The 12011-nt window shown below is 70.2% G+C and carries 8 protein-coding genes; 3 read left to right on the forward strand and 5 right to left on the reverse strand.

Annotation, left to right across the window (positions count from 1 at the left end; genetic code table 11):
- Positions 1-19 precede the first annotated feature (19 nt).
- Together ACSFA0_RS02835 and ACSFA0_RS02840 are read right to left on the reverse strand one after the other, a co-directional pair.
- Entirely contained in the window at positions 20-835 is an 816-nt protein-coding gene (locus tag ACSFA0_RS02835; RefSeq protein WP_435448725.1) for a carbon-nitrogen hydrolase family protein, read from the reverse strand.
- Positions 832-4872 carry a YhdP family protein gene (locus tag ACSFA0_RS02840; protein ID WP_435448726.1) on the reverse strand — a complete coding sequence of 1347 codons (4041 nt, stop codon included), beginning with the start codon at positions 4870-4872 and terminating at the stop codon, positions 832-834. The genes ACSFA0_RS02835 and ACSFA0_RS02840 overlap by 4 nt, the downstream gene beginning before the upstream one ends.
- 93 nt (positions 4873-4965) lie before the next feature.
- On the opposite strand from ACSFA0_RS02840, the gene glnE reads away from it, so the two are divergent.
- The gene (gene glnE, locus ACSFA0_RS02845; protein ID WP_435448727.1) at positions 4966-7683 is read left to right on the forward strand and encodes a bifunctional [glutamate--ammonia ligase]-adenylyl-L-tyrosine phosphorylase/[glutamate--ammonia-ligase] adenylyltransferase; all 2718 of its coding nucleotides are present in this window, start codon (positions 4966-4968) and stop codon (positions 7681-7683) included.
- Positions 7667-8749, forward strand: coding sequence for a septal ring lytic transglycosylase RlpA family protein (locus tag ACSFA0_RS02850; RefSeq protein ID WP_435448728.1), 1083 nt, complete (start codon positions 7667-7669; stop codon positions 8747-8749). Before glnE ends, ACSFA0_RS02850 begins: the two co-directional genes overlap by 17 nt.
- Before the next feature lie 3 nt (positions 8750-8752).
- On the opposite strand, the gene ACSFA0_RS02855 is transcribed toward ACSFA0_RS02850, so the two are convergent.
- The 3 genes from ACSFA0_RS02855 to ACSFA0_RS02865 form a co-directional block, all read right to left on the reverse strand.
- Entirely contained in the window at positions 8753-9211 is a 459-nt protein-coding gene (locus ACSFA0_RS02855; RefSeq protein ID WP_435448729.1) for a carboxymuconolactone decarboxylase family protein, read from the reverse strand.
- 76 nt (positions 9212-9287) lie between these two features.
- Positions 9288-10169, reverse strand: a complete 882-nt coding sequence (locus ACSFA0_RS02860) for an RNA polymerase sigma-70 factor (RefSeq protein ID WP_435448730.1) — start codon at positions 10167-10169, stop codon at positions 9288-9290.
- A gap of 44 nt (positions 10170-10213) precedes the next feature.
- Positions 10214-11071, reverse strand: coding sequence for a ferritin family protein (locus ACSFA0_RS02865; RefSeq protein ID WP_435448731.1), 858 nt, complete (start codon positions 11069-11071; stop codon positions 10214-10216).
- Positions 11072-11663: 592 nt separating this feature from the next.
- On the opposite strand from ACSFA0_RS02865, the gene yajC reads away from it, so the two are divergent.
- A complete protein-coding gene (gene yajC, locus ACSFA0_RS02870) occupies positions 11664-11996 on the forward strand; it encodes a preprotein translocase subunit YajC (RefSeq protein WP_435448732.1) in 333 nt (110 codons plus the stop codon).
- The last annotated feature ends 15 nt before the right edge of the window (positions 11997-12011 follow it).

Consider the following 12011-nt stretch of genomic DNA (forward strand, 5'->3'; position numbering starts at 1 on the left):
CGTCTTGAAAGCCTGTCGGCTAGAGCACGGCGTGCGACAGCGCCGGCAGCTGCGCGCGCGACGCGGCGGTGCGCCGCGCGTCGATGTCGAACAGCACCACGCCTTCGCCCGTCGCCTGCTGCGCGACCACCGTGCCCCAGGGGTCGACGATCATCGACTGGCCCCAGGTCTGGCGGCCGTTCTCGTGCAAGCCACCCTGCGCCGGTGCCACGACCCAGGCCAGGTTCTCGACGGCACGCGCGCGCAGCAGCAGCTCCCAGTGGGCGGCACCGGTGGTGTGGGTGAAGGCGCTGGGCACCAGCAGCAGGTCAGCCCCTTGCTTGGACAGCGTGCGGTACAGCTCGGGGAAGCGCAGGTCGTAGCAGACCGACAGGCCGATGCGCCACGCATGACCGTCGCGCGAGGGCAGGTCGAAGTGCACCGGCGCACTGCCGGGCACGATGACACGCCGCTCGTCGAAGCGCTCGCGGCCGTTGTCGAAGAAGAAGAGATGGATCTTGTCGTAGCGTGCGACGCAGTCGCCCGTCGGCGTGTAGACCAGCGAGCTGTTGAAGACATGCTGGTCGTCGCCGGCCTCGAGCGGCAGCGTGCCGCCGACGATCCAGAGCCCGAAGGTGCGCGCCGCGTCGGCCAGGAAGCGCTGCACCACGCCGTCGCCCGGCTGCTCGCGCAGCGCGAGCTTGTCGGTGTCCTTTGCGCCCATCACGCAGAAGTACTCGGGCAGCACCGCCAGTTCGGCACCGGCCGCCGCGGCCTCGGCCAGCAGGGCGTGTGCGCGCGCCAGGTTGGTGTCGCGGTCGATGGCCGAGACCATCTGCAGGGCGGCGACTTTCATGGCGTGATCTCCTTCGTCAGCGCGTCGCGTGCGGCCGGCAGCGCGCGGCGCGGCACCTTGGTGATCTTCGGGTCCGTCCAGGTGCCTTCGATCTGGAACTCCTGCGTGGCCGCCGCCGCCAGCGGCTTGCTGAGCAACGCCTGCGCGAGGAAGGTGCTCAGCCCGATCAGCGGGTTGATGGCGGTGGCCACCAGCGCGGCGGTGCCGGCATTGATCTCGGGCACGACGACCACGCGCAGGCTCTGCGTCTCGTGCGCGATGTCGGCCGAGCCATCCATCAGCACGGCGGCGTTCACGCCCTTCATCTGCAGGTTGTTGGTGCTGGCCACGCCGTTGGCGATGGTCGCGTCGCCACGGATGAAGTCGAAGGCGAAGCCCTCGCTGAAGATGTCGCGGAAGTCGAGCGTGAGCCGTCGCGGCAGCGCCTGCAGGCTCAGCACGCCCAGCAGCTTGGCCAGGCCCGGGTCGGCCTTGAGGAACTGCCCGGTGGCCACGTCCACATGCAGCTGGCCGTTGAGGCTCGGGTAGTCGAGCGACAGCGGCGAGCCGCGCCAGTCGACCGCGCCTTCGAGCCGGCCGCGGCCGCGGCGGATCACGTCCTTCATGTTGAAGCGGCCGAGCAGCGCGCCGGCGTCGCGGATGTCGAGATGGAAATCCATCGCGGTGCGGCGCTGCGCCGCGTCGTTGCCGGCCCAGGTGCCCTGCGCGGTGAAGCTGGCCTCCGGCAGGGTGAACGCGAGTTTGTTGAGACGCCATTCGCGCCGCGCGCCGCCACGGTTGACCGCATCGATCTCGGCCCGGCCGAGGTGGCGGCCGAGCAGCTCGAAGTCGTCCACCACGATGTCGAGCGCGGGCAACGTGCTCGGCTGCTCGTCGAGCAGCGACTCGACGTTCTTGGCCTCGCTGGCGGCGATCTTCAGCCGCGACAGCCGGGCATAGATGCGGCCGTCTTGCGCCGGGCGGTATTCCATGTAGCCGCTCAGTTCGGCGGCGTCGACATTGGCGCGCCACAGCGCGCCTTCGCGCGAGCCGCCCATCACCACGTCGTGCAGCGTGCGGCCACCGCCGATGTCCAGCGCCTGCGCGCGCACGGCCACGGTGGTCGGCAGGTAGGCCGACGGGTCGGCGGCGCTGGTGTCCCCGGCCGGCGCCGGCCCGGTGGCCTCGCCGAACAGCGCCTGCCAGGCCGGCAGGTCGAAGGCGGCGAGGTGCAGTGTGGCCTGCACACCGCGCGCCGGCGCTGCAGGCGCCTCGCCGTCGGGCAGCCCCACGCCGAGCGCGCCGTTCAGCACGCGCGCCGTGTCGCCACCGATGTCGCGCAGGTAGTGGGCCGACGCGACGCTGCCGAGCGAGAGCGAGATGCGGTCGTGCACCACCGGCGCGGCTCCGGCACGGGCTTCGCGCAGCACCACCTTCTTGTCGATCTGCAGCGGCATCGTGGTGTCCGCGGGCTTCGCCAGCGGCGCAGGCAGGTCGAGGCTCAGCCCTTGCAGGTTGCTGGTGACGGAGAACTCCGGCGTGCCGTCGCGCAGCGACAGCGTCGCGGCGTAGGCCGTGCCGCCCCCGGCCTTGGCGGCCAGCCGCGGCAGCCAGTCGACCTCGCGCATCGCGCGCAGGCCGTCGGCCGTGAGCGTGCCCTGCGCGCGAAAGCTCATCTCCGATGGCGACCCGCTGGCGTAGCGGCCCCGGCCTTCGACCCGGGTGTCACCGCCGGCGAGGCGGCCCTGCACGCCATTGAGCTGGAAGCCGCTTTCTGTGAAGCTGAGGCTGCCGTGCGCCTGACCGATGACCGGCGCTTCGGGCGCCAGCTGCAGGTCGTTGCCGGCCAGCACCACGTTGGCCTGCACCTTGGTCTTGTCCATGTTCTCCAGCGGCAGCTCGAGCTTGAGCTGGTAGTCGGCGTTACCGGTGGCGCGGATCGCGGCGACCGCGGCGGCCACCTCGCCCGTGAGCGGCGCCCCGGCCTTGAGCAGTTCGCCCAACGGTCCGCGTGCTCGTGCGTCCACCCCCAGCATCGGCGCCGGGTGCGCCATGTCCTCGATCTGGACGTCGGCCTTCGTCACCTCGATGTCGGGCGCGCCGACGATGCGCCCGCGGGCGTTGCGCACCCGCATGCCGTTGCGCTCGAAGACCAGGTCGCCCGACACGCCCGTGAGCGCTGGCCACGCCAGCGCCTGGCCCGTCGTGGCCAGGCGGGGCGGTGCGTACGCATAGGTCACGTCGCTCACCTTGGCGGCGATGCGGAAGTCGCCGTCTCGTGGGTCCGGAAAAGGCACGTTGTGCAGGTCGCCCCGCACCCGGAAGTCCACCGTGCTGGCCACGCCCTTGGTCACGCTTTCCTGCACGTAGCGGCGCGTGTGCTGCGGAATCTCCAGCGGCAGGTAGCGGTGCACGCGGGTCCCGTTGGCGCGGGTGAGCTGGCCTTGCAGGTCGAGCACGCCGGGGTAGCGCGATCGGCTGCGCGAGACGGCCGGGTCGCTGGTGCGCCAGGTGGCGCGGGCCTCGCCGGCGGCGTCGGCGTTCTCGAAGCGCAGCTCGCTCACCTGCAGCTGGGCTTGGTCGCCGTCGCGCTTCCACTGGAGCTCGGCCGAGAGCTGGTCGATGGGGATGCGCGGCTCCTCGAACACGCCCGGGAAGTCCAGCGCGCCCTGTGCGATGGCGATCGTGGCCTTGCCGCCGTCCTGGGTGGCGTCGAAGCGGATGGCCGCGCCGCTCAGGCCCGGCGTGCCGGTGTGCGGCGCCGGCGCGGGTTGCGAGGCCAGGCTGAAGGCGCTCACGCTGCCGCGGGCCTTGTACTGATGCGGGTCGCCGAGCGAACCCTGCCAGCTGGCATCGATGTGCTCGACCACGCCGCGCGGCGCGTAGGCGGCCAGCACGCGATGCGTCGCGTCGCCCAGCGGCAGCCGTGCGGCGATCAGGCTCAGCGCGGCCAGGTCGAGCCGGTCGGCGCGAAAGGCGCCGCGCTCGGGCGAGCGGCCCTGCACGGGCGTGTGCTGGAACCACAGGTTGCCGCCGGGCCAGCGCAGGCCGTCGGCAGTGTCGAACTGCAAGGCGGTGGTCGAGAACTCGAAGGTCTGGTCCTTCAGCTGACCGGCAATGCGACCGGTGACGGCGCGCAGCACCAGCGGATCGAGGCCGGCTTCGAGCGAGGCGTCGATGCGGTCGAGCGCCAGGTCGGCCGCGCCGCCGACCACCTGACCGTCGCGCACGTCGGCCCAGGCGCGCAGGCCGCCGCGGCCGTCGCGGATGCGGGCATCGAGCGAGACGTACTGGCCCAGGCGGCGCACGTCGATGCGTGGCAGCTCGGCGTACATCTGGCCGACCCAGCGCTGCCAGTTGCCGCTGCGCACCGACAACAGCGGCTGTCGGAAGTTGCCGCGCAGGGAGAAGCGTTCGCCCCAGCCTGCGGGCGGCGTGGCGTCCAGGCGCATGGCGTGGCGGCGGCTGCCGTTGCGCGCGATGAAGCGCAAGTCGGTCAGCAGCAGGGGTTCGGCGCGGCGGCGCTCGTCGGTCCAGCGCACCGTGCCGCCCTCGATGACGAACTCGCGCTGGCTGAAGAACCAGTCGACGGCGCGGGTGTCGTTGCCGCCGGTCTGGCCCGACATGTCGAGGCCCGCCACATGCAGCTTGCCCAGCGCGTCGAGCCGCACGTCGAGCTGAGGGTTCTGGATGTAGAGCTGCACGAAGCTCAGCCGCCACAGCGAACGCGGCGACATGCTGGCCACCACCCGCGAGAGTCGCAGCGCCTCGCGATCGCTGGCGTCGCGCACGACGACGTCGCGCAGCTCGAAGGTGGGGAACAGGGTGCCAGATTTCGCGCTGAGTGCGCCGATGTGCACCGGTACCCCGATGATCCGGCTGGCTTGCGTTTCGACGAAGCCGCGATAGTCGCCGATTCGCGGCACAATCCAGCCGTGTAGGACCACGACCGACACAGCGAACAAGAGCCAGGCGGCGACCACCAGACCCAGCAGCCATTTCGCCGAACCAGCGGTGATCTTGAGCAGCCGTGAAGGATGTGTCGCCGTGTCGTTCATTGAGGATCGCGCTGTGCAGGAATTATGACCCCCAGCCTCTCGACGGGTTCCGCTCCCACCGATGCCCTTGCGCATCCCACGCCTGCTGTGGCCATGCCGCAGTCCACCGTGCCGTTGTCGTCGCATTCGCGCTTCGTGCAGCGGCTGCGGCGACGCTATGCCGACGAGCTGCATCTGCTGCCGGCCGGGGCGCCGCTGCGCCCCGCCATGGCCCAGGCGTATGCGCAGCTGCGTGCGCGCGGCGACAGCGCGGCCGATGCGCTGCGCATCGTGCGGCAACTCGTCATGGAACGCCTCGTCACGCTCGACTGCGACCAGGGTGCGCCGTTGGCGGTCGTCACCACCGCCGTCACGCAGTTGGCCGAGTTCGCGCTCGACATCGCCTGCACGGAAAGCGCGGCCGAACTCGATGCGCGCCACGGTGCGCCGACGGGGCCGGACGGCCGCCGCGCGCAGTTCTGGGTCGTCGGCATGGGCAAGCTCGGCGCGCGCGAACTCAACGTGTCGAGCGACATCGACCTCATCTACCTGTACGACCAGGACGGCGAGACCACCGGCGACGCGGCCGGCCGCGGCCGCATCTCGAACCACGAGTACTTCGCCCACGCGGTCAAGCGCCTCCACGCGCTGGTCGGCGAGACCACCGAGCACGGCTTCGTCTTCCGCGTCGACCTGGCGTTGCGGCCTAACGGCAACTCAGGCCCCAGCGTGGTGTCGGTCGACGCGCTCGAGGAATACCTGCAGGTGCAGGGCCGCGAATGGGAGCGCTTCGCCTGGATGAAGAGCCGAGTGGTCGCGCCCGCATCGGTCATCGTCGACGGCTCGGCCCAGGCGCTGCGCACCGTGGTGCTGCCCTTCGTCTTTCGCCGCTACCTCGACTACAGCGTGTTCGATGCGTTGCGCACGCTGCACCGCCAGATCCGCGAGCAGGCGCTGCGCCGCTGCGCCGGCCGGCCCGAGCGGGCCAACGACGTGAAGCTGTCGCGCGGCGGCATCCGCGAGATCGAGTTCACCGTCCAGCTGCTGCAGGTGGTGCGCGGTGGCCAGTTCCCCGAGCTGCGCACCCGGCCCACGCTCGATGCGCTGCAGCGGCTGGCCCGCGCCGGCCTCATGCCGCAGGAGACGGCCGACACGCTGGCGGCGGCCTACACCTTCCTGCGCCGGGTCGAGCACCGCATCCAGTACCTGGACGACCAGCAGACCCATGTGCTGCCGGTCGCCGACGAGGATGTGCGCTGGATCGCCCACTCCCTGGGCCTGGCTGACAGCTGCGTCTTCCTGGCCGAGCTCGACAGCCACCGCGAGTTCGTGGCGCAGGAATTCGACAAGCTGCTCGGCGGCGACAAGCCCTGCGTCGGCTGCAACGGCAAGACGAAGCTCGAGCCGTCGATCGACCTGAACGACCTGATCGCGCAACTGCCCGCGGCCTTCGGTGCGCGCATGGAGCGCTGGCGCGAGAGCCCGCGCATCCTGGCGCTGCGCGACGAGACCCGGGCACGCCTTCGGCAGCTGGTGCGGCGCACCGGCCACTGGATCCAGGCCGCCGACGGCGACGAGGCCACCGCGCAGCGCACCGATGCCGCGCTGCGCTGGTCGGACTGGATCGAGCCGTTGCTGCGCCGCGAAAGCTACCTGGCGCTGCTGGTCGAGCGCCCGACCGTGCAGGAGCGACTGCTGCGCCTGTTCGGCGCGGCCAAGTGGCCCGCCCGCTACCTGATGCAGCACCCGGGCGTCATCGACGAACTGGCCAGCGACGAGATGCTGGCCGGCCGCTTCGACGCGGAGGAGTTCGAGCGCGAACTGGAGATGCGCCTGGCCTCGCTGCGCCGCACCGGCGAAGACGACGAGGAGCGGCTGCTCAACCTGCTGCGCCACGCGCACCATGCCGAGGTCTTCCGCACCCTGGCGCGCGATGTCGACGGCCGCATCACGGTCGAGCAGGTGGCCGACGACCTGAGCGCCATGGCCGACACCGTGCTGCGCATCACCGCGCGCTGGTGCTGGCCGCATGTGCGCAACCGCCACCGTGAGACGCCGCAGTTCGCCATCATCGGCTACGGCAAGCTGGGCGGGAAGGAGCTGGGCTACGGCAGCGACCTGGACATCGTCTTCGTTTACGAAGACGACGACGAGCGCGCCGGCGAGGTCTACGCGGCCTACGTGCGCAAGCTGATCAACTGGCTCACCGTCAAGACGCGCGAGGGCGACCTGTTCGAGATCGACACCGCGCTGCGGCCCAACGGCAACTCCGGCCTGCTCACGACCAGCTTCGCCGCCTACGAGAAGTACCAGCTGGGCCGCGGCGGCAACACGGCGTGGACCTGGGAGCACCAGGCCATGACCCGCGCGCGCTTCGTGCTGGGCGACCCGGCGCTGGGCGCGCGCTTCGACGGCGTGCGCGAGGCCGTTATCTGCGCGCCGCGCGACCGCGACGCGCTGAAGGCCGAGATCGTGGCGATGCGCAACAAGGTGCGTGCGGCGCACCCGGTGAAGGCCGGTCGCTTCGACGTCAAGCACAGCCCGGGCGGCATGGTCGACGCGGAGTTCGCTATGCAGTATCTGGTGTTGTCGCAGGCCTGCCTGCATCCCGAGCTGGTGCCCAACCTCGGCAACATCGCGCTGCTGCAGCGCGCCGAGGCCACCGGCCTGCTGCCCGACGACGTCGGCCGCAGCGCCGCAGCCGCCTACCGCGAGCTGCGCCGCGTGCAGCACCGCGCCCGGCTCAACGAAGAACCCACGCAGGTGCCGTTGCCCGGCCTGGCGGCGGAGCGCGAAGCCATGCTGGCGCTGTGGCATGCGGTCTTCGGTTGATCGCGTGACATCGCGCTGCGGCGGTGCGGCGCTGGCCCTGATCGGCGCGGCCCTGGTGCTGGCCGGCTGCGCGAGCGGCCCCAAGGGCGGGTCCTTCGGCCGAGACGGCGGACCGACGGGCCCGCCGACGAACCTTGCCGCGGTGCCCGACGCCGAGCCGCGCGTCGAACCCGTCCGCGGCAGCGGCGGCACCAGCAAACCCTACACCGTGCTCGGCCGTTCGTACGTGCCGATCACCGACGACCGGCCCTTCCGCGAATCGGGCCTCGCGTCCTGGTACGGCACCAAGTTCCACAGCCAGTCGACCGCCAGCGGCGAGCCCTACGACATGTACGCGATGACGGCCGCACACAAGACGCTGCCCTTGCCGAGCTACGTGCGGGTGCGCAACCCGGCCAACGGGCGCGAGGTGATCGTGCGGGTGAACGACCGCGGCCCGTTCCACGACGGACGCGTGATCGACCTGAGCTACACGGCGGCGGCCAAGCTCGACCTGCTGCGCGGCGTCGCGCCGGTGGAGATCGAGCGGCTGACGAACGAGGACATCCGCAGCGGGGCCTGGCGTCGGGATGGCGGCACGATGCTGGCGGCGTCACCGCCAGTGCCCGATGTGAATTCGGCCGTGCCGGTACCGTCGGGCTGGGCGGCGACCGTGGCTGCGACACCCAGCGACGCGATGGCGCAGGCCGTCGTTCCCGCCGCACCGCCGCCGCCCGCGCCGCTGGTCGTGACCGAGCTGCCGCCGATGGCGCCTATCGCCCCGCGTTCAACCGCTTCGCCCATGGCGTCGTCCCCGACGCCGCCGGTCGATGCCCCGGCCGGTGCGGCACCCGCCGGCTTCTGGGTCCAGCTCGGCGCCTTCCGCGAACGCGATGGCGCCGAGAGCCTGCGCGCCCGGGCGTCGCGCGGCCTGCCGACGCTCGCGCCGCTGCTGCGCGTCTTCGATGATGCCGACACGCACCGGCTGCAGGCCGGTCCTTTCGCCACGCGCGAGGCGGCGTCCGCCACCGTCGCGCGGGTGCGCGACGAACTGCGCATGGCCGCGATCGTCGTCGAGCGCCGCTGAAACCTATTCAATCGGCTTGTCGGCAACGGGCAGGTGCATGCCGACGCCCAGCCGGTTCCACGCGTTGATCTGCGCGATCAGCACTGTCAGGTCGACGATCTCGGCATCGCTGAAGACCGCCTGCAACTGCGCGAAGTCGGCATCGCGGTCGCCGTGGTGCTCGACCAGGCGCGTGAGGCTCTCGGCCCAGTTCAGCGCGGCGCGCTCGCGGGCGTCGTAGAAGCCGACCTCGCGCCAGGTGGTGATGCTGTTGATGTGCTGCCACGGCACGCCGGCCTTGCGCAGGTCGCGCACATGCATGTCGACGCAGAAGGCGCAGCCGTTGAGCTGCGAGACGCGGGTCTGGACCATCTCGTAGAGCCGAGGTCCGAGGGTATGGTCGGCGATGGCGCCGTTGACGCCGAGCAGGGCTTGGTAGGCCTTGGGTGCGATCTTGAACCAGGGGAGGCGGGGGCTGTTCATGGCGGTGTCCTTGTCTTGAAGAAGTGATGACACCCTCAAGACGCGCCAGCCGCCGCGTTTGTGACGTGCCGCGCGCTCAGATTGAAAGTTCCGCGGCGATGCGCGCCAGCTTGTCCGGGTTGCGCTGGGCATGGATGCGCGCGATGCGCTCGCCGTCCCACTCGATGCCCTGCACCGACTCCAGCACGCCGTCGACCCAGCGCAGCAGTCCGGGCGCGCCGTTCACGTCGGCCACCTCGACACGCACCGCGTCCGGGAAGCGGCGCGCCACCGCGAAGTAGATCTGCGCCACGCGCTGGCCACCGACGACCGGCTGGCCGAAGGACGGCACCTTGCCGCCGCCGTCGCTGACGATCGCCACGTCTTCCGTCAGAAGGGCCTTGAGGGCATGCAGGTCGCCTCTTTGCGCCGCTTCGGCAAAGCCGCCGAGCAATCGCAGGTGAATCTCGCGCGACACGGCCTGCTTCGGGCGACCGTCTTCACGCACCTGAGCCTTCGCGCGATGCACGAGCTGGCGGCAGGCCGCCTCGGACTTGCCGAGCGTCTGCGCGATCTCGTCGTAATCCACATCGAAGACCTCGCGCAGCAGGAACGCGGCGCGCGCCTCCGGCGCCAGTCGCTCCAGCACGGTAAGGAAGGCGATCGAGAGGTCTTCGGCACGGCCCAACAGTTGCTCCGGCGTGGCCGGGCCGTCGCTCACGACCGGCTCAGGCAGCCAAGTGCCGACGTAGTGCGTGCGCTGCGCCTGCACGGCGCGCAGACGGTCGATGGCGATGCGCGTGGTGACGGTGACGAGCCAAGCCTCGGCGCTGTCGAGCGCGTCGTGCGCGGCCTCGTTCCAGCGCAGCCAGGCGTCCTGAACCACGTCCTCGGCCTCCGCCACGGAGCCCAGCATCCGGTAGGCGATGCCCTTCAGGCGTGGGCGGTGGCGGTCGAAGGCGAGGGTGGCGGCGTCCATGGGGCGATGATGGCATCGCCCGTCATGAACCGGCGCCGCCGCGCTCAAGCGCCCTGGTATTCCGGCTTCGGGCCGAGTGCCACGGCCAGTTCCTTGCGGTACTTGTTGAGTTCCTGCACGGTCTTGAAGCTGCGGTTCATCAGCAGGCTCATGTTGTGCAGGATGCGCTCGCCCACCTTGGTTTCCCACGCCGCGTCGAACTTGATCTGGTTGTCCAGCCAGTGCTCGAGCCAGTCCGGGTCGGGCATGCGGCTCTGGATGGTGTCGTTGGGGAACAGCGCCTTGCTGACGTGCAGGTTGGTCGGGTGCAGCGCCTGGGCCGTGCGCCGCGCGCTGGCCATCAACACGCCGACCTTGGTGAAGGCGGCGCGAGCCTCGTCGCCGAACTTCTCCATGGCGCGCTTCATGTAGCGCAGGTAGGCGCCGCCGTGGCGGGCTTCGTCCTGGCTCAGCGTGGTGTAGATGTGCTTGATCACCGGCTCGGTGTGCCATTCGGCGGCGCGGCGGTACCAGTGGTTCAGGCGGATCTCGCCGCAGAAATGCAGCATCAGCGTTTCCAGCGGCGGCGCCGGGTCGAAGTCGAAGCGGATGTCGTGCAGTTCCTGCTCGGTCGGCGCGTGCTGCGGGCTGAAGCGCTTGAGGTATTCCATCAGCACCAGCGAATGCTTCTGTTCCTCGAAGAACCAGATCGACATGAAGGCGGAGAAATCGCTGTCGTGCCGGTTGTCGCGCAGGAACATTTCGGTGGCCGGCAGGGCTGCCCATTCCGTGATGGCGTTCATCTTGATGGTCTGGGCCTGTTCGTCCGACAGCTTGGTGCCGTCGAACGACTGCCAGGGGATGTCCTTGTCCATGTCCCATCGGACGGACTCGAGCTGTCTGAAAAGTTCTGGATAAAGCATGGTCGTCCTTCGTGAGCCGGCGCATTTTAGTGGCGTCGTGCGACGTCGCCGGCTGGCTGCAAACCTTGAAGCCTAAGTGTGTCGGTCGGGTACGGCGTCATCCACCCCCAGCCTCGAAGGGTCGGACGGCACGCCGCGTCTCGATGCAATTCGTCACAAAACCCTGGTGCGGCATCGGGAACCGGGCTCGCCGGCTGCCGCTCATACCGGCACTGGCTCTCAGAAGCCAGCATGTTTTCATGTTGCGAGGTCTTCGTGGCGCCGTCCCGGTGCTGCGTTGAAATCCCGGGGCGATTCTCCTCCTCCTCCCTCCTCCCTCCTTCGTGTCGGGGCGCTTCGCAACATTTTTGTATTCCAACGGGCCCCGCAGGGCCCGTTGTCGTTTTTGGCCGTCCCTGACGGGGTGGCCGTGGCTGGCGGAATGCCCCGGGGGCTTCCGCGGGGAAGGCCCTGAAGCGTTGCGCCCCGACGAATACAATGCCCGGTGCTGCGCGTGGCCCCCTGCCGCGCGCCGTGGCCGCCCCAACCGCGGCCACGCAGGCGTGAATCCTGTCCGCGCCCTTTCTACCCCGCTCTTCTGTTGGAGACTCTCTTGTTCATTTCCTCTGCTTTCGCCCAGACCGCACCGGCCGCTGCCGCAGGCGGCGACATGTTGTCCTCGCTGGGCAGCATGCTGCCGCTGGTGCTCATGTTCGTGGTGCTGTACTTCGTCATGATCCGCCCCCAGATGAAGCGTCAGAAGGAAGCGCGGGCCATGATCGAGGCGCTGGCCAAGGGCGACGAAGTGGCCACGGCCGGCGGCCTGCTGGGCAGGATCACCTCGCTGGGTGACCAGTACCTCGGCCTCGAGATCGCGGGCGGCGTGGAAGTCAAGATCCAGCGTACCGCCGTGGTTCAGGTGCTGCCCAAGGGCGCCATCAAGTAAGTTTTGTCAGTCCAT

It is taken from the genome of Variovorax restrictus, assembly GCF_051216715.1.
GTDB lineage: Bacteria > Pseudomonadota > Gammaproteobacteria > Burkholderiales > Burkholderiaceae_C > Variovorax.

What these genes read in the sequence shown, in the direction of transcription:
- ACSFA0_RS02835 (WP_435448725.1), bottom strand. Translation starts at nt 835, where the DNA reads ATGAAAGTCGCCGCCCTGCAGATGGTCTCGGCCATCGACCGCGACACC.
- ACSFA0_RS02840 (WP_435448726.1), bottom strand. Translation starts at nt 4,872, where the DNA reads ATGAACGACACGGCGACACATCCTTCACGGCTGCTCAAGATCACCGCT.
- glnE (WP_435448727.1), top strand. Translation starts at nt 4,966, where the DNA reads ATGCCGCAGTCCACCGTGCCGTTGTCGTCGCATTCGCGCTTCGTGCAG.
- ACSFA0_RS02850 (WP_435448728.1), top strand. Translation starts at nt 7,667, where the DNA reads ATGCGGTCTTCGGTTGATCGCGTGACATCGCGCTGCGGCGGTGCGGCG.
- ACSFA0_RS02855 (WP_435448729.1), bottom strand. Translation starts at nt 9,211, where the DNA reads ATGAACAGCCCCCGCCTCCCCTGGTTCAAGATCGCACCCAAGGCCTAC.
- ACSFA0_RS02860 (WP_435448730.1), bottom strand. Translation starts at nt 10,169, where the DNA reads ATGGACGCCGCCACCCTCGCCTTCGACCGCCACCGCCCACGCCTGAAG.
- ACSFA0_RS02865 (WP_435448731.1), bottom strand. Translation starts at nt 11,071, where the DNA reads ATGCTTTATCCAGAACTTTTCAGACAGCTCGAGTCCGTCCGATGGGAC.